This window comes from Butyrivibrio sp. AE2015 (assembly GCF_000420825.1).
Classification (GTDB): domain Bacteria; phylum Bacillota; class Clostridia; order Lachnospirales; family Lachnospiraceae; genus Butyrivibrio.
The window spans coordinates 19,239-40,445 of the sequence record NZ_ATVR01000001.1 but is presented as its reverse complement, the minus strand read 5'-3'; the positions used below and the strand labels follow the sequence as shown (position 1 = coordinate 40,445).

At 38.0% G+C, this 21,207-nt stretch carries 20 protein-coding genes and 2 tRNA genes; 12 read left to right on the top strand and 10 right to left on the bottom strand.

Going from position 1 to position 21,207, the window contains the following annotated elements:
- The first annotated feature begins 188 nt into the window (after positions 1–188).
- The gene (locus G585_RS0100205) at positions 189–968 is read left to right on the top strand and encodes a polyphosphate polymerase domain-containing protein (RefSeq protein WP_022772136.1); all 780 of its coding nucleotides are present in this window, start codon (positions 189–191) and stop codon (positions 966–968) included.
- A 32-nt stretch (positions 969–1,000) separates the two neighbouring features.
- The gene (locus tag G585_RS0100200) at positions 1,001–1,693 is read left to right on the top strand and encodes a DUF4956 domain-containing protein (RefSeq protein WP_022772135.1); all 693 of its coding nucleotides are present in this window, start codon (positions 1,001–1,003) and stop codon (positions 1,691–1,693) included.
- Positions 1,694–2,264: 571 nt separating this feature from the next.
- Here the strand turns inward: G585_RS0100200 and G585_RS0100195 are convergent.
- The 6 genes from G585_RS0100195 to G585_RS0100170 all read right to left on the bottom strand — a co-directional run bounded on the left by G585_RS0100195 (position 2,265) and on the right by G585_RS0100170 (position 9,009).
- Positions 2,265–2,840, bottom strand: a complete 576-nt coding sequence (locus G585_RS0100195) for a hypothetical protein (RefSeq protein ID WP_022772134.1) — start codon at positions 2,838–2,840, stop codon at positions 2,265–2,267.
- Between the two features lie 57 nt (positions 2,841–2,897).
- Positions 2,898–3,950 (bottom strand): hypothetical protein, encoded by a 1,053-nt coding sequence (locus G585_RS0100190; RefSeq protein WP_155827683.1) that lies wholly within the window; start codon positions 3,948–3,950, stop codon positions 2,898–2,900.
- A 160-nt stretch (positions 3,951–4,110) separates the two neighbouring features.
- Positions 4,111–6,333 carry a hypothetical protein gene (locus G585_RS18595; protein WP_022772131.1) on the bottom strand — a complete coding sequence of 741 codons (2,223 nt, stop codon included), beginning with the start codon at positions 6,331–6,333 and terminating at the stop codon, positions 4,111–4,113.
- A gap of 139 nt (positions 6,334–6,472) precedes the next feature.
- Positions 6,473–6,787 carry a hypothetical protein gene (locus tag G585_RS0100180; protein ID WP_022772130.1) on the bottom strand — a complete coding sequence of 105 codons (315 nt, stop codon included), beginning with the start codon at positions 6,785–6,787 and terminating at the stop codon, positions 6,473–6,475.
- Between the two features lie 148 nt (positions 6,788–6,935).
- Positions 6,936–8,306 carry a sensor histidine kinase gene (locus tag G585_RS16570; protein WP_022772128.1) on the bottom strand — a complete coding sequence of 457 codons (1,371 nt, stop codon included), beginning with the start codon at positions 8,304–8,306 and terminating at the stop codon, positions 6,936–6,938.
- 28 nt (positions 8,307–8,334) lie between these two features.
- On the bottom strand, positions 8,335–9,009 hold the full coding sequence (locus G585_RS0100170; RefSeq protein ID WP_022772127.1) for a response regulator transcription factor: 675 nt from the start codon (positions 9,007–9,009) through the stop codon (positions 8,335–8,337).
- Between the two features lie 166 nt (positions 9,010–9,175).
- Here G585_RS0100170 and G585_RS0100165 point away from each other — a divergent pair, with 166 nt between their 5' ends.
- The 3 genes from G585_RS0100165 to G585_RS0100155 all read left to right on the top strand — a co-directional run bounded on the left by G585_RS0100165 (position 9,176) and on the right by G585_RS0100155 (position 11,645).
- Positions 9,176–10,342: a DUF3810 domain-containing protein gene (locus tag G585_RS0100165; RefSeq protein ID WP_022772126.1), complete on the top strand. Its 1,167-nt coding sequence runs from the start codon at positions 9,176–9,178 to the stop codon at positions 10,340–10,342.
- A 28-nt stretch (positions 10,343–10,370) separates the two neighbouring features.
- Positions 10,371–11,141, top strand: a complete 771-nt coding sequence (locus tag G585_RS0100160) for a hypothetical protein (protein ID WP_022772124.1) — start codon at positions 10,371–10,373, stop codon at positions 11,139–11,141.
- A gap of 192 nt (positions 11,142–11,333) precedes the next feature.
- Complete coding sequence (locus G585_RS0100155) at positions 11,334–11,645, top strand: hypothetical protein (protein WP_022772123.1); 312 nt, start codon at positions 11,334–11,336, stop codon at positions 11,643–11,645.
- An 86-nt stretch (positions 11,646–11,731) separates the two neighbouring features.
- Here the strand turns inward: G585_RS0100155 and G585_RS0100150 are convergent, their stop codons facing one another.
- From G585_RS0100150 to G585_RS0100140, 3 genes are all read right to left on the bottom strand, one after another.
- Positions 11,732–12,190, bottom strand: a complete 459-nt coding sequence (locus G585_RS0100150) for a Fur family transcriptional regulator (protein WP_022772122.1) — start codon at positions 12,188–12,190, stop codon at positions 11,732–11,734.
- A gap of 10 nt (positions 12,191–12,200) precedes the next feature.
- Complete coding sequence (locus G585_RS0100145; RefSeq protein WP_022772120.1) at positions 12,201–13,097, bottom strand: putative manganese transporter; 897 nt, start codon at positions 13,095–13,097, stop codon at positions 12,201–12,203.
- Positions 13,098–13,170: 73 nt separating this feature from the next.
- Positions 13,171–13,241, bottom strand: a tRNA-Gly gene (locus G585_RS0100140).
- 177 nt (positions 13,242–13,418) lie between these two features.
- Between G585_RS0100140 and sufC the strand changes: the two genes are divergently transcribed.
- The 7 genes from sufC to G585_RS0100105 all read left to right on the top strand — a co-directional run bounded on the left by sufC (position 13,419) and on the right by G585_RS0100105 (position 20,755).
- Positions 13,419–14,165 (top strand): Fe-S cluster assembly ATPase SufC, encoded by a 747-nt coding sequence (gene sufC, locus G585_RS0100135; protein WP_022772119.1) that lies wholly within the window; start codon positions 13,419–13,421, stop codon positions 14,163–14,165.
- Complete coding sequence (gene sufB, locus G585_RS0100130; RefSeq protein WP_022772118.1) at positions 14,162–15,574, top strand: Fe-S cluster assembly protein SufB; 1,413 nt, start codon at positions 14,162–14,164, stop codon at positions 15,572–15,574. Before sufC ends, sufB begins: the two co-directional genes overlap by 4 nt.
- 8 nt (positions 15,575–15,582) lie before the next feature.
- Positions 15,583–16,752: a SufB/SufD family protein gene (locus G585_RS16565; RefSeq protein ID WP_022772116.1), complete on the top strand. Its 1,170-nt coding sequence runs from the start codon at positions 15,583–15,585 to the stop codon at positions 16,750–16,752.
- Positions 16,753–16,784: 32 nt separating this feature from the next.
- Positions 16,785–18,005 (top strand): aminotransferase class V-fold PLP-dependent enzyme, encoded by a 1,221-nt coding sequence (locus G585_RS0100120; protein WP_022772115.1) that lies wholly within the window; start codon positions 16,785–16,787, stop codon positions 18,003–18,005.
- Positions 17,995–18,441: a Fe-S cluster assembly sulfur transfer protein SufU gene (gene sufU, locus G585_RS0100115; protein WP_022772114.1), complete on the top strand. Its 447-nt coding sequence runs from the start codon at positions 17,995–17,997 to the stop codon at positions 18,439–18,441. Before G585_RS0100120 ends, sufU begins: the two co-directional genes overlap by 11 nt.
- A gap of 14 nt (positions 18,442–18,455) precedes the next feature.
- Positions 18,456–19,004, top strand: a complete 549-nt coding sequence (locus G585_RS16560) for a TetR/AcrR family transcriptional regulator C-terminal domain-containing protein (protein WP_022772112.1) — start codon at positions 18,456–18,458, stop codon at positions 19,002–19,004.
- 260 nt (positions 19,005–19,264) lie between these two features.
- On the top strand, positions 19,265–20,755 hold the full coding sequence (locus tag G585_RS0100105; protein WP_022772111.1) for a radical SAM protein: 1,491 nt from the start codon (positions 19,265–19,267) through the stop codon (positions 20,753–20,755).
- 307 nt (positions 20,756–21,062) lie between these two features.
- Here G585_RS0100105 and G585_RS0100100 read toward each other — a convergent pair.
- Positions 21,063–21,135 (bottom strand) — tRNA-Lys (locus G585_RS0100100).
- Positions 21,136–21,207: the final 72 nt, after the last annotated feature.

Here is a 21,207-nt window from a genome sequence, read left to right as displayed (position 1 = left end):
ATGTAATTAGGTGTTACTTAATGTCATTATATCATACATGTCGTACCCGAAAAAGCTCGAAAATATGGGCTTTTGTCAATAATTTATTAATAAATTATAAACTCTGATTCGTTTTAAGTTATTTTTAGGTTTCAAATTTAGAATGGCATCATAAGATAAAACAACACGCAAAGAAATGGAGAAAAATCATGGCAGGTTTCAAAGATGTATTTCAGAGAATCGAAGTTAAATATTTGCTGGATGACATTCAGTACAACGAGCTTATGAAAAGGCTTGAGGGCATGGCTGCTATCGACAGTTATGGAGAGACCTCCATTTTAAATATATATTTCGACACTCCTGATTTTAAGCTTATTGAAAGATCCCTTGAAAAACCAAAGTACAAAGAAAAGCTAAGGCTTCGTACATACGGCGTTGCAAGTGATGATACAAACGCTTTTATAGAGATCAAGAAAAAATATGCAGGAGTTGTCTATAAAAGAAGAATCTCAATGCCTTACGCCAAAGCAATTGATTACCTTGTAAATGGAAAGGAAATTGAAAACAGATCACAGATTTCAAATGAGATCGATTATTTCCTTCAGTACTACAAGGGAATCAGACCGGCAATGGCTATCTCTTACGACAGAATAGCAATGGCAGGCATTTCAGATCCTGACTTAAGGATCACATTTGATAGAAATATCAGATGGAGAACAGAGAACTTAAGCCTTTCACAGGGAAATGTGGGAAAAGATATCCTGCTCCCAGGACAGCACCTTATGGAGCTTAAGATTGCAGGAGCTATGTCAATGGAACTTGCAAGAATTCTCGATGAACTTAATATCAGAAAGATTTCTTTTTCCAAATATGGAAGAGGGTATCTCGAATATATGTATGGCCAGACCAATGAGATGATCATGAAGGGCATTGTACCTGATCAGAAAGAAGAGGAATCAAAGGTGGCCGTGTTTCGCAAAGCAGTCTAAACAAAAGGATAATTGGAAGGAGATTATATAAAATGACAACGCAGACAGATTTAATTTTTGGATCAATTTTTTCAAATGGAACAATAACAGGAGCAACATTCCTGATAGCAACTCTTTGCTCACTTGCAATCGGTATTTTCATCGCATTTATGTATTCAATCAAGAACAGCTATTCAAAGAGCTTTATCATAACACTTTCATTGCTTCCGGCAATTGTTGGCGTAGTTATCATGATGGTTAACGGAAATGTTGGCGCAGGTGTTGCAGTGGCAGGAGCCTTCTCACTTGTAAGATTCCGTTCTGCACCTGGTTCAGGAAAAGAAATAGCTATCATCTTCCTTGCTATGGCAGTTGGTCTTGCAACAGGTATGGGATATATCGGAATTGCAGCGATCTTTGCAGTTATCATTTCAGTAGCAAACCTGATTCTTTCAAACTGCAGCTTTGGCGAAGGCGCCAATGAGGAAAAGACAGTTAAGATCACAGTACCTGAAAGCCTTGATTTTGAAGGAATCTTTGATGACATCTTTGAGAGATACACAACAAGAGCAGAGCTTCAGGAAGTGAAGACATCAGGAATGGGAAGTCTCTACAAGCTCAACTATAAGGTAGCAATGAGAGCAAAGGCTTCAACAAAGGGAATGATCGACGAGATACGTCAGAGAAATGGAAACCTTGAGATCACATGCTCAAGACCAGTAGCAGTAAAGAGCGACGAGCTTTAAGGTGTGGCTACGCGATAAGTGGTGCGAGACGGACACCATATAGAAATAGCAAGTGCCGTGGGAACTCGGAATTTTTCGCAGTGATACATAAGTCAAAATAAAAAAGCATTTCAGATTATATCATGTTATTCAAAACATAATCTGAAATGCTTTTTTATTTTGTCATGTATCATCTGCTCAAAATAAATCGTTCCCACAGCACTTGCTATTTTTATATGGTTGGCCTTTAGCAATAATTATAATTGTTATGAACACGATTATTTGTATTGGATATTTATCGTACTACTATGTTATTTACAAAGTGGTATAATTAGGGACGTTGTCGCCCTCATTCTGGCAACAGAAAGGAGGTGCTAAGCCGTGGAATTGCTAATTAGTTTCTTAATCTCTGTTCTGGCAGGAGTAGCCGCCAACTACATCTGTAAGTGGCTCGACAGAGATAAACGCGGCAACGATCTATAATAGAGCCGAAAAAGAAAGCCCTAGAGACCGCCATCTCTAGGGCTTTCGCCATGTTTTTAAGCTAATTAGTTCCTTGCCTGATTTTATTATAACAATAAATCGAATTTCGTCAAATTTTTTTTAAGTTTAGTATTACTCTAACCTTTTCCTTTACTTCAGCGTCAGCATTGCTATACGCGGTTATAACACTGTATTCATCATCAGTGACTCTTAAACTTCTTTTCAGTCCGTTTTCACGCACTTTAGCATCAATTTCAAAAACCGTCATTGAAGGATTGATATCAGCCTTTAGAAGCTCTGGTTTGCTCCACCTTGCCATTTTTTCAAGCTGCGAAGCTGTATATCCTTCAAAATTCTTATCAAGTTCAAATTCTTTTGTATGAGAATTGAAGACAAAGAAATGCCTTGCAATCTTCCGCATTAGCTGCACATATCCGTGCTTGTATCCCAAAATTCCGTCCACAAGTTCATCAATATTACTGTACTCATTTAAAAAACCCACTTCATATTCTTTTAAAAGGTCTATCATAATAAAATCCGGAATAAAGTCCAGCAGTTGATGAAAACCATCGTTTAAATCAATCAATCTTGCTTTTCTGGCCTCATAATCCTGATATGTTGCCTCTATTCCATGGCGCTTTAGCTCGGCCATCATATCTTTTGCTAATTCTCTTTCGTTACTCATATATGCTCCTCAAAGCAGACATTATCATCATTCATTATAACCTGATTGTTTGAATTTTCATTGCAGTTGAAGCATTATTGTTTCATACTCGTATTTCCCACCTAATTCCACTAGCTCTTGTTTATTATAATTGTCTACTATTTTCTTAATATCATCCTCTGACATGTTTTCATCGAAAACACAATGGTACTCAATTTTCCCAACATCCCCAAATGTAGTATTTAGCTCCTCATACGAAGGCATTCCATCTTCATCGATATCTTGAAAATAATTTGTTTGAACCCAGTAATCTGTTTGAATCTCACCATTTTCATGTTTTGACATATAAGATTCAGTATATATTGCACCTGCATAATCTGCATTGTTATTATAATAGATGCCTGTGCCAGGGAAATAGCTATATCCATGATTTCCCATAGCACCATATCCCCATTTATCCATCAAACATCTTGCTTTACTGTTCTCATAAGTAAATAGATATACATAATATCCAAGTTTATTTATAACTAGCTCTGGAATCTCATCTTCATCAGCATAGATAAGGTCATACATATATTCACTATTTGAAATATGATAAGCTCTTGCAAGTTGTGTATACAATTCACGATAGCTGTTGTATATACATTCAGTATTATCTCCAAGAAGTGCACGCTTGATGCCATCCTCAGTAATATCACAGCCCATTTCATTAAGTTGAGCTTTACTTAGATTCCCGAAATATCCAAATGTATCCTCTTTTATTCCAGATTCATTTTCCAGCAGCATTCCGTTATATAGTAAAACATACTCGCCATGAATCGATTCTCCTAAAACAGCTATATCTGTAATATCATCAGCTGTGTAATCGAAAAACAGCACTTGTAATACTTTTGACAGATTAAATTGTTCATCAGCCAAATTAATATATGTCGGTAAAGTTTCGATGATTTTTCCATTCTTAGATAATACTAATTCATCATTAGAAAGTTCTATATTAATCTCATTCTTTGCGACATCATCAGTTTTGGTAGTTACTGAAACTTGACTAGTAGATATATCAGCGCTTTCATTACTGCTGACATTCGAAGAAAAACCATCTGCCTTATTACCACAAGAAGCTAAAAATGCCAAACACAGCATCCAGAATAATAGCCTTATCACGTTCATGCTAATACATTTTTCTTTCCGCTTTGTGAACCCCACTTTTCCTGCTCCCTTTCATATCTTTGGCATGTTAAGAAATGTCCTTTTCTGCAGATAACACTACTTATTCTTAGTGATATAGAAATAATTACACATGAAAAGGGACAATAGTTCCAGCTTTGAATCTTTTAAGAGTGACACCACACCTTTCTTGTCCATTTTCAAATCTTACTGTTATATTGTTACAATTTTCATATTTTACTATTGTAGCAATCATTCCACACTTCATTTCTTTACTCATACCAACATACTTGATTCTATGTCGTTCTCTTTTTTCCTGAATAGTTTCCCTGTCCAGACTCATTGATGCAGAATCAGAATCTACTTTGCCCCTGATCCATTTTCTCATGCTGGTATGATCTACCCTCATTCCACTTTCAAACATAACATCAATGTCATTTTCATCTCTATAATCGACAAGTGTTGCCATTTCTCCGGTATTTTGCAAAATAGCTTTTCCCATTAACTCAGAAGCAGCATCCGAGTCAATTTTTAAACCATTGGAGAAATAATCAACATCAATAACATTACTTGTCTTTATATCTAAAAGAGCCTTTTTGTCCTTTAGTATATCGTCATACCACACTTGAATAAGATTTTTGTCATAAATCTGTTGCAACGCTTTTAGCTTGTTTGACACAGAGTACATGCTGAAATCATATACTTTTACAGTTTCAGTACTTATTTCATCATTTATGCTAACGAGCTGATATACCTGTGCATCTGATGCCATAACAGCTGTATCTTCTTTCATGGCAATTTCTTTAAGGGACTCTAGCATCTCTGGCCTTTGAGCTGATATTAGGCTTAAAGTGTTTCTATACACATCCTTGTCATACATAGAAACTGCAAAATAAGGAACAATAGTCCCGTCAAAAGGATTTATATAAATATGATTTAAATAGTCTATATCTACTATGCAGCCATGTACTTTTCCTGAAAGGCATATGTTTTTGCCTCTCTCGTTATACCATTTCTTAAATGATAAGGGTTTAATTCCTAGACTTTTTTGAGTGTCTATGTATTTTGAATAATGATTTCTTTTTAAAGGTTCTGTACTAGGAGCCAACTTTCGTAAACTCTCAGATATTGCATATAAAGTGTCCCAGTAGCTCGAAAAAAGTGAGACTACCCTATTTGCATAATTCCCCATGTTTTCGTAGAAATATTCAACTGAATAATTTGTAGTTTCTTTTTTGGCTCCATGCAAGATGCTCAATTGGCCTGTAGGAGAAACAGAAAGAAACATAATATATCCACTGTTTTTTACAAAATTGATATATTCAATGTTTTTAAATCTTGGTCTTAGCACACGTTTATATCTATCATCTACTGTCTTTAAATAAGACCAATAATCTTCGATGGATATCTTATGTATCCCATTAGGATACTCATTAACATCAAAACCATTTCTTTCATTTTCAAGAATTAGCTGGTTATAAATAAGTTCATCAGAGCCATCAACATCCCTCCATGATGAATAGTCATAATATGTGTCATGATTTATGTTGTCATATTTCAACGCCTCGTACTTCATTTTATATCCGAGTATTTCATGAGACACTATATATTTTGTTTCATCAGTTATTCTGTCAACTCTAACTACATAACTCTTATTTTCAAAGGGGTTATAAATGCATAATGACTCTATATCCATGAAATGTTCATTAGTTGAATGTATTCCCAGTAAGTAATACATTAGAAGCTGCAGAGACCATTTGGGTAATAATGCTGACTTTGATACTTTGAGCTCAATAAGCGTATCTTTAGTCATATAATCGCCATCACCGCTACTAACCAGCTTTGTATATCCATAAGGAAAAGTGACTTCGCTTTCTACTATCGGGCCTATATCGTTTAAAAAGAAAATGCATCTTTCAACCATAATGCGAATATTACTTATAAGAAGGTCCGTAGGTTTTATAAAATCTACACTTTTAAAAGTCTCTACTCCTCTTCTTAAAGCAGAATCATACCCAACAATTTTGCATGCATTATAAATTGAATCATAATCTAGCCCATTTATTCCTTTGAGCAATTTTAACGCATTTTTGTATTCATTATCTCCTCCCAGCGAATAATCAACTTTTTTAGCTCCACGAATTGATATATCAAAAGATGCAAGCTTATCATCAGTTATCATATAGCGAGTAAGGTAGTCAACAACCATACCTTGAGTAGGCGCAAATTCTGCACCAATTTCGGGTACATAAATACCATCATCATACTGTTTTTCCACAAAAAGTTTTTTGGGAACATATCCGCCAAACGGTTGTGATACTGATTCCAATCGTTGAGTAACAGACAACATCTATATTATCCTCTCCCCAATAGCATCAATAAGATGCTTTGAATGATTATTTATCGAAAAATAGAATACTTAATATAGAAGATAATAGAAAAATAGAGATGTCCGATAATAGAACATCCCCTCAGATAGCCTATCATCTTTATTCTTCTGCCTCATTTTCCTCAACATAAGGTACAATTTTATGTTTTTCTTCATTTGATGGGAATGCAGACGAAAACCAAAAAACAAAGATATATCCAAATAAAACGCCAAAAACAACCGACATAAACATTGCCAATGAGAACATGTGAACATCTCTTGGGTCTATCCCTTTAGCAGATACTATCATATTCCCACGCTTAGCAATATAATATGACATAACGATTCTGAAGATTAGTACTAAAGCAATTGTAAATATAATTACTGCCATTGAAAATAAATAATTATTCTGTGCCGTATATACTGCTGGATTCATAGTTTGTCAACTCCATTTAAAAACTCAAATAATATAAAAAAGTATAAGTATCCGTGATTTTTAAAAACATTGAATACTCGGAGAATTACAGTTCTTTGCGATGTTTATTTTACGGATACTTATTCTTGCTAAAGAGTTTATAGTGCTATTAATTCATTTTCTGTAAGTTTTTTGGTAGTTCCTTTGGTAGCGTTACTACGAAGCGGATAATCTTGTCGCCGTCGCGGAGAGCCTCGATTGAGCCGCCATGTGATGTGGCGATTGCTCTGGCGACTGAAAGGCCAATGCCGTAGCCTCCGGTTTCACGTGCTCTTGATGAATCAGCCCTGTAGAAACGATCAAATAGGCGATCCAGATTACCGCTTGGAATTGCATCACAGGTATTAGAAACTTCAAAAGTAATGTATTTATTGCCTTTGGTTAAGAGTACATGAATGCTTCCTTTTTCTGAGGAATACTTCATGGCATTATCTAACAGAAGTGATGCAAGCTGGTTGATTGCATTTTTATCTCCGGTAATATGTATGCCATCTTCAATATCCATCTGATATTTTTTGCCTTTTGAGGTTGCAAGAGCTTCAAAAGAAACAGCGGTATCTTTTACGGTTTTACTCATATCAAAGTCCGAAAAGACAACATGCATTCGTTCTTCATCCATTCGTGAAAGAGTCAGGAGATTTTTAACAAGACCATTCATTCTTGTAACCTGATTCTTTATACTTGTTGTCCACTCACTTTTCCCCGATTCAAGTTCAAGTACATCTACATTAGCTGATATTACCGCCAAAGGAGTTTTTAGTTCATGCCCCGCGTCTGTGATGAATCTTTTTTGCTTTTCAAGAGATTCTACAACGGGAGCAACAGCCTGGCTTGAAAATATGAAAACCAGAATAAACATTGCGATGAGGGCGCAAAGGCCAACTAAAACAGATTGAAGAAGTAAAGTCAACATATTGAGTATAGCAGCGCTCTGGTCAGAAAAAATCACAAGTTTTGTTCCATCATTTTTTTCGGATAAGACATATCTGTATGTGTGGTAGAATCCTTTGCTTTGAGCGTTATTGGCTACATCAATTGCATATTCGGAAGCAACATTTTCTGTCACGGATGCTATATGTCCAAGATTTATTTCTGTAACATTATTGGAAGCATCAAGTCTCACCCAAAAATATCTCGATTGATAAGGCATTTCAGCATCTCTGTTGCTGTTTAGCTTGTCAAACTGAAAAGGGTTTGTTGGATTCATAGGCCGTGGATTTGGTTCGTTACCAACTGAACTTTCAGCTGTAGGCTGTATTTCTTCTTCAGAAGAAAATTGAGAGGAATCTTCAGGTCGGTCATCAAATTTCATTCCGGGGAAATAACCGTCATTATTTTCAAGCATAGTTAATAAGCGATCTGCCTCGGAAATAACATGCCTGACATTTATGATATTAATTACACCAATCATGATGACCAGTATCAAAAGAAGTGACAGCATGGCTGTTACTACAAATTTTTTTCTGAGTTTTTTTACCATTTATGACACCTGCCATTTTATAGAGAAATTAGTTTGTTTCGTTGATTGAGTAACCAACACCTCGCGAAGCTTTGATCTCGCAGGTGGCCTCAAGTGCTGTCAGCTTTTTTCTAAGGTTTGAAATATATACCCAAACCACGTTGATATCGGCGTCCCCGTCGGCCCAGATCCTATCCATGAAAGTATCCACGGAGATGATTCTGCCGGGACTGGTCATGAGCATTTCCATCATCTGAAATTCTCTGCTTGCCAAATGGATCTTTTCGTGATCAGGAGTGATCAGCTCATAGCCGGCGCGGTCCAGAGTCAGGTTTCCACAGGTGAGGTTTGTAGGAGCAAAATCGGTTTTCCTTCTGAGCATGGCTCTGACTCTTGCAAGCAGCTCTCCCATATCAAAAGGCTTGGGCAGATAGTCGTCGGCTCCAAGATCAAGTCCTCGTATGCGGTCATCAACTTCTGTTTTTGCTGTGAGGAAAAGAACCGGAGTAGAAATACCTTTTTCACGGAGTTTTTTTAATACTTCCATGCCATCAAGCCCGGGCATCATGATATCCAAAATAATGCCGTCATACTCACCGCTAAGAGCGTAATCCAGGGCGTCAGTTCCATTGTAAACTGCATCAACAGTGTAGTTGCTATGCTTAAGGATTGCTACTAAAGCGTTAGTCAGTTCTTTTTCATCATCTGCTAATAATAGTCTCATAAAATACCTCTTAATATAGTAGAAATGTTTCATTAATTTTAACACAAGAACTTTTGGACAAATCACAAAGATATGTATAAATTATGAACATTTTAGATTTTTTTTAGACATCATGAGTACATATTTATTTATTAGAATTAATACATAATACTCGGGGGAGCGTTACATGAAGGAAAGAAAATCTATAATTCCAGTTCCGGTTTTATTCATTATCTTAATCTGTGTTTTGCTTAACTTTGTCGCATGGAAAAGTGCGGCTTTTTCTGACTTTTATGTCAAAAATATTTTTCCGGTAATAACATTATTATATGGAAGACTGACAAGTGTATTTCCATTTTCCGTAGGCGAGATCATGCTTGTTTTTATAGTTCTTTTTGTGCTGTTCTCAGTAATCTTTGTTTTGGCTCACTCTTGTTTCCTAATTTATGGTAAAAGAGCTGCATCCTTTGGCAAAAGATATTTCAAAGCCCAGAAGGATTTCGAGCGAATTTCTAATGCGCTTTATAAGATTTCCCCCGTGCTAATGGCTATTATATGCACGGTTATGACGCTTAACTGCTTTATTCTTTATCATACATCTAAGATTCAGCTCTTTTCCGGGGCAGACTCAACAGAATGTGACATTCAGCAGCTGGCAGAATTAAGAGATTATGTGGTAAAAAAGTGCAATGAACTTGCCAAAGAAGTTCCACATGACGAGAAGGGAAATGTAATTTATGAAGGTGATATGCAAAAGACAGCTATTGCGGCTATGTCAAATATCTCGGACAGATTTCCGCGTTTAGGTGGCTATTATGTGACTCCCAAGGCATTGTATTTTTCTGACTTCATGAGCCAGCAATATATGCAAGGCTACTATTTCCCGTTTTCAATGGAAGCAAATTACAACGACACAATGTCTATAATGAACAAGCCTTTTACCATGTGTCATGAACTTGCCCACACTCATGGGTACATATATGAGGACGAGGCAAATTTCCTTGGATTTATTGCCTGCATTAGTTCTGACGATCCGGTATTTCAGTACAGCGGTTATCTTGGGGTTTTGAATTATATAAACAATGATTTTTACAAGGCAGTGAGCAAGGAAGAGTACAATTCCCATGTAAAAATCTCAGCCAGAGTAAAATATGATAATCAGTTTATGACAGATGAAGCCTGGGTTAAGGTGGAAGAAAAAGCTGTTGTAAAAACAGAAACAGTGAAGAAGGCAGCTGAAACATTTATAGATACCAATTTAAAAGTAAACGGAGTCTCTTCCGGTAAATGCAGTTACTCACACGTGGTTGCACTAATCATGGATTACTATTACAATTTCCCAGAGGGGGTGTGATAAAATATCCCCTAAAGGGAGAAATATAATGAAGAAAAAGTTTGGAATAATAGCAACGATACTAATCATGTCATCAGCTCTTTTATCAGCCTGTGGACCTACAGATGAAAAGATCATGGAGCTCGAGACCGCAGTTGGCCTTATGATGGAGGCGAAAGAGAGCGCTGAAGAGACGTACCTCGATATTACAGATTCATCTATGGAGGAAAAACTCCAGGAGCTCGATGAAAAGACAAAAGAGTACGAGAACATCGACCATAAGAAATATAATGATACAAAGATAGATGAAGCGATAGCTGAGATAAATGAAATAACAGCAGAGTATCAGAGCCTTCAGAGTGGATTTAAGGATGTTCTTGCAAAAGAAACTGAAGAAAAAAAAGAAGCTGAAAAGCACAGAGATGTTCAGTGCTATCTTGTCAATAAAACAGGAATGAATCTTGTGAGTGTTGTCCTGCATGATAAAACAACGGACACATATTCAGATAACCTTTTAGGTGATAATGTAACACTTAATTCTGGATACACACTTATGGGCGTTGTGCTTGATCTTACAAAGGCCAGCACTGAATATGAGTTTGTAGTTACCAATGACAATAACACTGATTTTTCGCTGCCTTGTGACGATCTTGGAAGTTTGAAAATAAATGAGACTTCGATAACCCTCAGATATGATTCTGAAACCAAAACCGGATCGGTATCATTATTTGTAAGTGATTCCGGAGATACAGCTTCAGAAGATACAGAAACCGAAAATGAGGCTCCATCTGAAGCTTCAAGTGCCTCTTCTGAGGGTTAAATGTGACAGTTTTTGTAAAAAATGCACAATATCTTAAGAAAATCTTAAGATATTATGCACAGTTATGTCCGTGACAATATTCTTTTTGGAGTATATAATCTTCTTTTGTACTGAAGCAATTGCACACTATTATGTATAGCAATTGTTGCTATGCAGACTAGAATAATTAGTACGAAAAGAGGAGAAAATATTATGAAGAAGAATATCGTAACATTACTTTCAGTTTTAACACTTTCAGCAGCAGTTCTTGCTGGTTGCGGCGAAGCAGCTACAACAGAGACAGCAGTAGAAGAGACATCAGTTGAGGCTGTTGAAGAAGTATCAGTAGAAGAGGCTGTAGAGGCTGTATCTGAGGACGCTTCAGTTGAGGCTTCATCAGAAGACGCAGCAGCAGACGCTTCATCAGTTGAGGAAGCTGCTACAGAAGCTACTTCAGAAGACGCTGCAGCAGACGCTTCATCTGTAGAAGAAGCTGCTACAGAAGCTACATCAGCTAACAACTAATTCAATTAGATTTTTTTAATAATCAATTGCTTTAGCCAGTACAATAAAAAAAGACCTTTCAATCATTTGATTGAAAGGCTTTTTTATTATCTTTTTTTCTGACATTCGCTACATATTCCTAATATCTCAAGCTGGTGTCCGGTAATCTCAAATCCAGGAAGCGAACCTTGGACTACCTTTGAGATATCATGTAAAGGACAGGTCTTTATCGGAATCTTTTTGTGGCAGACAGTGCATATTGCATAGTGCTTGTGACTGCTTTTCTTAAGCTCATAAACCGCCTCAGCTTCTGTTGAGAGAATGGTCTTTGTGACAATTCCGGCTTTTTCAAAAGCAAGAAGATTCCTATATACAGTAGAGAATGCATATTTTTCTTTTGAATCTCCGGAGTTTAGCTGATCATAGATCTCAGCGGCGGAAATGGGTTCGTCACTACAAAATAAGAGAATGAATATGTCTTTTCTTTGGTGAGTTTTCTTAAAGCCTTCAGGCCAGTTTCTGTCTATTATTGAATCATAGCTTTCAGCATGTATCTTACAATTCATAACCGCTCCATTAAAGTGTTATTCCCAAAACATCGATCAAGAGACCGCATACAGTACCAATCACGAAAAGCAAAAGAGCTATATTGATGTTTTCTTTTTTCTCAGGATTAACTCTAAATAAAACTAAAAGACCAATTCCGGCTCCAACCAAAAGACCTGACATCATTGTTCCAAGTGTGATCATCTGATCGAGATAGAGCTCAGTAATAATAACTGAAGCTGCGCAGTTTGGAATAAGTCCGATAAGTCCGGCAAGGATATGGCTGATAACAGGACTTGTCTTAAGCAGCATTGAGAGCTTGTCCTCTCCGATCACTTCAATTACAAGATTGAGGGCCAGTGTCAACACAAGTACAAAGATAAAAATGTGGATTGTGTGAACAAATGCTGATTTTACGATGCCCCATAACCCTGAAGACTCTTCGTCGTCGCAGTGGCAGTGCTCTTTTTCACAGAGCTCGTCAATTCTTACAGGATCATCAGCTCTTTTGTTGTGGATTCGGTGATAATAATGAACTACAGCGTCAATTATGAATCCTGCGATGATTCCTATAACAGCCTTGAGCGCCAGAACGGGTATCATGGTGCTAAGTGGAACCTGATTGGATATAAATAAAGGAATCATCTCATCTGAAGTTGAGAGGTAGATAGCTATCAAAGTTCCTAATGTTATTACTCTGCCGGCATAGAGGTTTGAAGCAGCAGCAGAGAATCCGCACTGTGGAAATACACCAATAAGACCACCCCACAAAGGGCCAAAATGCTCAGTTTTCTGAACCACATCTGAAGTGAATTCCTCTGTCTTGTGCTCTAAAAATTCCATTACCAGATATGTGATAAAAAGAAATGGCAATATCTTAACCGAATCAATTACGGCGTCAATTACAACATCAATGATTAAATCCATTTTGACCTCCTGTCTCGTTAAATGCAAATGCAAACCATTAGCATTTAGAAAAAATGCAAAAAAAAATCAGTAAAGCGGGTGATGGGAATCGAACCCACGTATCTAGCTTGGAAGGCTAGTGTTCTACCATTGAACTACACCCGCACGGTGCTGACAAGTATGTATTTTACTTAAGTTTATGTGGTATGTCAAGGGCTTTTATGATAAACTTTATGTGTTTGTCGATTGACAGACAATTTTAGCGGTGTTATTATGATTCCTACTAACTTACTAGGAATTACATTAGTTTAAGATTTTTCATAAATAGAAAGGGTTTTTATCATGTCAGATCAGTCTCTTTTAACCGTAAAGGATTTATCAGTTTCAATTGATAATGAGCTTCCTATATTAAATAAGATAAACCTGGACATCAAACCGGGAGAAACCCATGTACTTATGGGACCAAACGGCGCAGGTAAGTCTACTCTTGGTTTTACTCTCATGGGTAATCCTCATTATCAGGTAACTGAAGGAAACATCATGTTTGATGGAGAGGATATCACAAATATTACTGCTGATAAAAGAGCTAAAGCAGGAATGTTCTTATCTTTCCAGAATCCATATGAAGTGCCTGGCATTTCTCTTAGCAGCTTTATCAGAAACGCCTATCATGCGCAGACAGGAGCACCTGTTAAGCTTATGGCTTTCCAGAAGTCACTTAAAGCTGCAATGGAGCTTCTTTCAATGGATGAGTCATACGCTGACAGAGATCTTAATGTAGGATTTTCTGGCGGCGAAAAAAAGAAAGCTGAGATCTTACAGCTTCTTATGCTTAATCCAAAATTTGCAATTCTTGATGAAACAGATTCAGGACTTGATGTTGACGCAGTTCGTACAGTTTCAAAGGGAATAGAGGAGTACCAGAAAAAGAAGGATGGAGCACTCCTTATTATTACACACAGTACCAAGATCTTAGAGTCACTGCATGTTGACTATACTCACGTTCTTGTAAAGGGAAGCATAGTTCACACCGGTGACGGAACACTTGTAGATGAGATTAACGAGCACGGATTTGAGAGGTTTGTATGAGCGATAACAAGCAGGTTGTGGCAGATATAGACCACAGTATGTATGATTTCAAAGACGTAGAGAATGACAAAGATTTCTACCGTCTTCAGGAAGGTCTTACAGAAGAAACTGTTTTAAAGGTATCAGAAGAGAAAAATGATCCTGAATGGATGAGGGATTTTAGACTTAAATGCCTGAAATTATACAACGATATCAAAATTCCTGATTGGGGCCCAAGCATAGAGGGACTCGATATGGATAAGATTTCTTCTTATGTAAGACATAAGTCTGATATGAAGGGTAGCTGGGAAGAGGTTCCGGAGGATATCAAGAACACTTTTGAAAGACTCGGAATCCCTCAGGCAGAGAGAGAATCACTGGCGGGTGTTGGAGCACAGTACGACTCAGAGCTTGTTTACCACAACGTAAAAGATGAAGTGGCAGCTCAGGGCGTTATTTATACAGACTTAGAGTCAGCACTTCGCGGTGAGTACGCAGATATGATAAAGGAACACTTTATGAAGCTTGTTCCTCCGACTGATCATAAGTTTGCAGCTCTTCATGGAGCAGTATGGTCTGGTGGATCTTTTGTTTACGTTCCAAAGGGAGTAAAGGTTGAGATTCCTCTTCAGTCATACTTTAGATTAAATGCTGCCGGCGCAGGCCAGTTTGAACATACTCTTATCATAGTAGATGAGGGTGCAGATCTTCACTTCATCGAAGGATGCTCAGCTCCTAAGTATAATGTTGCCAATCTTCATGCAGGTTGCGTTGAGCTTTATGTAGGCAAGAATGCAAGACTTCGTTACTCAACAATTGAGAACTGGTCCAAAAATATGTATAACCTCAACACCAAGAGAGCAATCGTTGAGGAAAACGGAAGAATGGAATGGGTATCAGGTTCTTTTGGATCCCATACATCATATCTTTATCCTATGACAATCCTTAAGGGTGATAATTCTCAGATGGAATTCACAGGAATCACATTTGCCGGAAAGGGTCAGAACCTTGATACCGGAGCAAAGGTTGTCCATCAGGGTAAACATACTTCATCAGTAATATCAACAAAGTCTATTTCAAAGGATGGCGGAATCGGAACATACCGAAGCAGCGTAGTAATACAGAAGAGCGCTAAAAAAGCTAAAGCTTCAGTATCATGTGATTCCTTGATGCTTGATAGTATTTCAAGAGCAGATACTATTCCTGGAATGGATATCAGAACTAACGATGCTGATGTAGGACATGAGGCTAAGATCGGAAGAATTAGCGATGAAGCTGTATTCTACCTGATGTCACGCGGAATTTCAGAAGAAGATGCTAAAGCGATGATCGTCAGCGGTTTTGCAAATCCTGTTTCAAAGGAACTTCCTTTGGAATATGCCGTTGAGATGAACAATCTTATCAAGCTTGAGATGAGTGGAAACATGTGAGGATAGCTATGAATAAAGACATAAATATGAAGGTTAATGTACTGCCTGTTCTTACATACAATTTTTTGCATGTTAATGACAGTACTTTAAATGCCGGAGATATTACAATAGATAGCCTTAGTACTCCTGTAGAATCAGTTATCTCTGATGAAATTGAAGTAAAAAGAGATGCGACTTTTGAGGAAGCCGGAGAAATATTTAGGGCCAATAAGGAAAAGATCCTTAAGACAACAGGAGTTCCGGGAACTCCCAATGGCGATATGTCCTACAGAGATGAAAAGCAGGCGATTCGCACGGGAATGGGAATAGATATAGATGAGCTTATGATATCTACTGGTGTAAAAGCTGTAGTCTACACAGTTCCTGAGAATGTAAAAGCGGATAGACCTATCGTGATCAGATATGATCTTGCAAATGGCCAGGGAAGTCTTTCTTCACAGGTTATACATGCTAGAAAGGATTCAGAAGTAACTGTCATCATGGAGTATTCATCTGAAAAAGATGCTACAGGATTCCATGGTGTTAGTACAAGGCTTCTCGCAGAAGAGGGAGCCAGGATAACACTCGTTAAAGTTCAGCTTCTTGGAAATGGATTTATTCATTTTGATGATATAGGCGGAGCTTGTTTTGAGAAGGGCCAGATAGATCTGGTTTCTCTTGAACTTGGAGCTAAAAAGAGTTGGACAGGATGCTACACAAATCTTGTGGAAAAAGAGTCTGTATTTAACAGCAATATGGGATATCTTTGCAGAGATGACCATTCACTTGATATAAACTATGTATCTGACCACAGAGGTAAAAAGACTGAAGCGCTCATGCAGTTTAAGGGTGTTCTCATGGACAATGCTTCCAAAACTTTCAGAGGAACTATTGATTTTAAGAATGGAAGTTCTGGCTCTGTAGGTGATGAGCAGGAAGATGCTCTGCTTCTTAGCGAGGATGTAGTAAATAAGACGATGCCTGTAATTCTTTGTCAGGAAGAGGATGTTGATGGAAGACATGGCGCTACCATTGGACAGCTTGGCGAGGATATTCTGTTTTACATGCAGACAAGAGGCATTGATGAGGAAGAGGCAAAGAGAATCATTGTTAAGGCAAGGCTTGAGAGTGTTGCACGTATGATTCCGGATCCTGAGATCATGCAGAAAGTTCTGTATTATATTCAGGGAATTGTTTAATGGCAAAATAATTCGTTATTATAGGAGAAACAATGGCTAGTTTGGGAGACTTTCGTAAGGATTTCGATATTTTGAATTCTGGCGACTATGTATATTTTGACAATGCTGCAACTTCTCAGAGACCAAGGCAGGTTCTGGATGCAGTATCAGATTTTTATAAAACTTCTAATGCAAACCCGCTTCGCGGCTTATATGACCTTAGCATGGCTGCAACAGAGCAGTATGAAAACGCCAGGGCTGTTGTTGCGGATTTTATTGGAGCAAGCAGACCGGAAGAGATTATTTTTACCCGCAATACAACGGAGTCTCTTAATCTTGTTGCATACAGCTATGGGCTTGAGAATGTTCATGAGGGTGATGATATCGTAATAACTGTAATGGAACATCACAGCAATATGCTTCCATGGCAGATGGTTGCCAAAAAGTGCAAGGCCAACCTTGTATATATGGAACCTACAGAAGATGGAACAATCACCAGAGAAGAATACGAAAGCAAGATAACTGACAAAGCCAAAATAGTTGCAGTTGGCCATGTTTCAAATGTTATGGGTGTGACTAACCCAATAAAGGAAATTGCAGCTTACGCTCATTCAAAGGGTGCTATCATGGTTGTTGATGGTGCTCAGTCTGCACCACACATGCATGTTGATGTTAAGGATCTCGGAGCAGATTTCTTTGCTCTGTCAGGACACAAAATGCTTGCACCGATGGGAATAGGAGCACTCTACGGAAGATATGAGCTTCTCGAGAAGATGCAGCCATTTTTAACAGGCGGTGAGATGATCGAATATGTAACAAGAGAGGATGCTACATATGCAGAGATTCCACACAAGTTTGAAGCTGGAACAGTTAATGCCGGTGATGCGGTAGGACTTGCTGAAGCAATTAAGTATCTTAAAAACGTAGGATTTGATACAATAAAAGAGCAGGAAGAAAAACTTACAACTCTTTTGATGGAAGGTCTCAAAAAGATGCCTTATATCAAGGTGTTTGGTTCAGAAGACCCTGCTAAGCACTGCGGAATTATTACTTTCACAATGGAAGGAGTTCATCCACATGATATGGCATCAGTACTTAATGATGACCATGTTTGCATAAGAGCTGGACATCATTGCGCACAGCCTCTCATGCAGTTTATTGGAGCAGGCTCAACAGCAAGAGCAAGTGTTTATTTCTACAATACGGAAGAGGAAGTGGAGATCTTCCTCGATAAGCTTTCAAAGGTAAGAGAGGTCATGGGCTATGGAGCTTAAGCAGTTATATCGTGAGATAGTTAATGAACACAATCTTCATCCGGTTCACAAAGGCAAAATGGAAAATCCGGATCTTGTACTTCGTGGTGTAAACCCAAGCTGTGGAGATGATATTACACTGCAGCTCAAGGTAAAAGACGGAGTTATTGAAGATGGTATGTATGATGGCAGTGGCTGTGCGATTTCGCAGGCATCTGTCGATATGATGGTAGATCAGATCATTGGGAAGAAAAAAGAAGAAGCTATTAAACTTGCCGGATTATTTATGGGTATGATCAAAGGTGATATCACTGATGAGGCGAGTCTTGAAGAGCTTGATGAGGCAGCAGCCCTTCAGGATGTTGCACACATGCCTGCAAGGGTTAAATGTGCAGTTCTTGGATGGCATACCATGCAGGAGATGTTGGAAAACCCGGACAAGGCGCAAACCAGCTAAGTAGTAGGTGGAATATGGCAGATTCAAATATCACTAAAAATGCACTGGCTACATCACTAAAAAAGCTAATGCGGGAAAAGCCTTTTGAAAAGATAAGTGTATCTGATATATGCGATGACTGTGGAATGAACAGAAAGAGCTTTTATTACCATTTCAAGGACAAGTATGATCTGGTTAATTGGATATTCTATGTTGGTTGTATAGGGAAGCTCAACTTTTCGGCATATGAGAGAGGCTGGGACGTTATGTATGACCTTTGCAAGAGCTTTTATGCTGATAGAGAATTTTATAGTACAGCATTTCAAATTGATGGACAGAACTCGTTAAGGGAGTATGCTCTAGAGACTTTTGAACCAATAACACGATACTTTTTACAAGGTAGTAAGGTTATTGGTGATGATGAAGAGTTTTTTGTAACTTTTTTTGGCGATGCTTTTTTATCAGCAATTATGCGTTGGGTAAAAGAGGGAATGAACCTTACTCCGGATCAGCTTATGGAAAAGATTCATAAACTCACATTAGGGCTGGCTGAAAAAGTAATAGAAGATGAGAACATAAATTAACCCGTATAGACTAAAAGAGCCTATACGGGTTGTATTTATTTACAGATGATTGAACTTATAAGATTGTTGTCATAAGGAAAATCCCAAATAAAATATAGTAGATAAATGAAATTTATAAGGACACGGACAAATCGAGTGATTTGTCCCAAAATGTCACATGACCATTTTTTTGTCCAATGTAATAACAAAATTCCGATTATATAATCCAAATAAGAGGGAGAGATTGACCAATACGTGTGTAAAAAGGACGGAGGTATATTATGACAACATTTGTGGAAAAAGTTTCACACAAAGCTCAAAGGCAAGCGTTTAGTATTCTTATAGACAGATTTTTAAAACATCTGGATAAATCAGAGGACAGGACGGCAACTTATCTTAAACTTGTAGATGAAGCGGGGAAATTCTGGGGTGAGGGAGCAGACAAGGAGAAACTTGAACTCGTTAAAAAAGCATTTCAGGATCCGAATAACAGATGGGTTAAGTTTCTTAATCGAGTGGTAGATGAGACAGATCCACATGTAGCAAAAATGATGATGCTCAATCTTGGATATGAAGCATTTTTCAGGGGAACCAAGATGATAAGAGCTAACAGAGAAAAATATAATTGTAATATTCCATGGCTTATTCTTTTCGATCCTACCAGCGCCTGCAATATGCATTGTGAAGGCTGTTGGTCTGGAACATATGGCCCGAAGCACAATCTCTCCTTTGAGGATATGGACAAGATAGTTACTCAGGGAAAAGAACTTGGAGTTTACTTATATATGATGACAGGTGGCGAACCACTTGTACGTAAAAAAGATGTCCTAAGACTTGCTGAGAAACATAACGATGTGGAATTTTCAATTTTTGATAATTCTACGCTCATTGATGAAGATTTCTGTAAAGAAGTAGTAAGACTTGGAAATATCACATTCCAGCTTTCTATTGAAGGAACACCTGAAACCAATGATGCAAGACGAGGAATAGGTCATTACGATGCAGTAATGAAAGCAATGGATCTTTTTAAGAAATATGGAATAGTCTATGGAACTTCAATTTGTTATACAAGGAACAATATTGAAGCAGTAACGGATCCAAAATTTATAGAGTTCATCGCTGAAAAAGGAGCAAGATTTGGCTTCTTCTTCCATTACATGCCGGTTGGAAATAACGCTGTTCCTGAACTTATGCCGACAGTTGAGCAGAGGCGTAAGATGGTAGATCAGATAAGGTTCTTAAGAAGTGATAGATGTGATATAGGATTCTTCCCAATGGACTTCCAAAATGACGGAGAGTCAGTTGGAGGATGTATTGCCGGCGGAAGAAACTATTTCCACATCAATTCAAGCGGAGATGCAGAACCTTGCGTATTTATTCATTTTTCTAATACAAACATTCATACGCATTCAATACTTGAGATGCTTCAGAGCCCGTTATTCATGGAGTATCACAAAGGCCAGCCATTTAATCGCAATCACTTAAGACCTTGTCCAATGCTTGAGAATCCACAGCTCCTTAGGAAAATGGTTGAAAGATCGGGAGCGCATGGAACAAATGAAGAATCTGAAGAGGATGTAGAGCATCTTTGCGGAAAATGTGATGAGTATGCAAAAGAGTGGGCTCCGGTAGCTGATAAAATCTGGGCACATCAGAAGCATACCAGGAAAAAGTATGAGAATTACATCAAAGAAAAGAGAGAGAATGGAACATTGGCAGCGTTTGAAGCCAAGCCGAAAACAGAAAGTGAAGAAGGCAAAAAGGGCGCATGATGCGCGGTTGACCCAAAAATAAGCCATGCCGACATAGAGCCACGCAAGATTCGAAATCAGCTGTGCTGATTTCTCATTTACGCGGCGTTCGCCGCATAAATAAATGAGCCATGCCGACATACTCGAAATGCTTTGCATTTCGAGTTGTCGCGGCATTCGCCGTATGAATATAAAAATAGAACTGACCTTATGTAAGCTAAAATGCAGTTTACAACGGTCAGTTCTATTTTTACATTCGCATGGCTCATTTTACGCGCAAAAAAAGTACCATCCCCACAGGATATACCTGCGAAAACAGTACTCGGCGTGCGCTGCCAGGGTCTCGAACCCTGGACAACCTGATTAAGAGTCAGGTGCTCTACCAACTGAGCTAGCAGCGCATTTATTTGTGTGCCGTTCTTAACGACAAGTGATATATTACTACGTCATAAACATTAATGCAAGTACTTTTT

What these genes read in the sequence shown, in the direction of transcription:
- G585_RS0100145 (WP_022772120.1), bottom strand. Translation starts at nt 13,097, where the DNA reads ATGGATTTAATCATTGATGTTGTAATTGACGCCGTAATTGATTCGGTT.
- G585_RS0100105 (WP_022772111.1), top strand. Translation starts at nt 19,265, where the DNA reads ATGACAACATTTGTGGAAAAAGTTTCACACAAAGCTCAAAGGCAAGCG.
- G585_RS0100120 (WP_022772115.1), top strand. Translation starts at nt 16,785, where the DNA reads ATGGCTAGTTTGGGAGACTTTCGTAAGGATTTCGATATTTTGAATTCT.
- sufU (WP_022772114.1), top strand. Translation starts at nt 17,995, where the DNA reads ATGGAGCTTAAGCAGTTATATCGTGAGATAGTTAATGAACACAATCTT.
- sufB (WP_022772118.1), top strand. Translation starts at nt 14,162, where the DNA reads ATGAGCGATAACAAGCAGGTTGTGGCAGATATAGACCACAGTATGTAT.
- G585_RS0100160 (WP_022772124.1), top strand. Translation starts at nt 10,371, where the DNA reads ATGAAGAAAAAGTTTGGAATAATAGCAACGATACTAATCATGTCATCA.
- G585_RS0100195 (WP_022772134.1), bottom strand. Translation starts at nt 2,840, where the DNA reads ATGAGTAACGAAAGAGAATTAGCAAAAGATATGATGGCCGAGCTAAAG.
- G585_RS0100150 (WP_022772122.1), bottom strand. Translation starts at nt 12,190, where the DNA reads ATGAATTGTAAGATACATGCTGAAAGCTATGATTCAATAATAGACAGA.
- G585_RS16565 (WP_022772116.1), top strand. Translation starts at nt 15,583, where the DNA reads ATGAATAAAGACATAAATATGAAGGTTAATGTACTGCCTGTTCTTACA.
- G585_RS16570 (WP_022772128.1), bottom strand. Translation starts at nt 8,306, where the DNA reads ATGGTAAAAAAACTCAGAAAAAAATTTGTAGTAACAGCCATGCTGTCA.
- G585_RS0100165 (WP_022772126.1), top strand. Translation starts at nt 9,176, where the DNA reads ATGAAGGAAAGAAAATCTATAATTCCAGTTCCGGTTTTATTCATTATC.
- G585_RS0100155 (WP_022772123.1), top strand. Translation starts at nt 11,334, where the DNA reads ATGAAGAAGAATATCGTAACATTACTTTCAGTTTTAACACTTTCAGCA.
- G585_RS0100205 (WP_022772136.1), top strand. Translation starts at nt 189, where the DNA reads ATGGCAGGTTTCAAAGATGTATTTCAGAGAATCGAAGTTAAATATTTG.
- G585_RS18595 (WP_022772131.1), bottom strand. Translation starts at nt 6,333, where the DNA reads ATGTTGTCTGTTACTCAACGATTGGAATCAGTATCACAACCGTTTGGC.
- G585_RS0100170 (WP_022772127.1), bottom strand. Translation starts at nt 9,009, where the DNA reads ATGAGACTATTATTAGCAGATGATGAAAAAGAACTGACTAACGCTTTA.
- sufC (WP_022772119.1), top strand. Translation starts at nt 13,419, where the DNA reads ATGTCAGATCAGTCTCTTTTAACCGTAAAGGATTTATCAGTTTCAATT.
- G585_RS0100180 (WP_022772130.1), bottom strand. Translation starts at nt 6,787, where the DNA reads ATGAATCCAGCAGTATATACGGCACAGAATAATTATTTATTTTCAATG.
- G585_RS0100200 (WP_022772135.1), top strand. Translation starts at nt 1,001, where the DNA reads ATGACAACGCAGACAGATTTAATTTTTGGATCAATTTTTTCAAATGGA.
- G585_RS16560 (WP_022772112.1), top strand. Translation starts at nt 18,456, where the DNA reads ATGGCAGATTCAAATATCACTAAAAATGCACTGGCTACATCACTAAAA.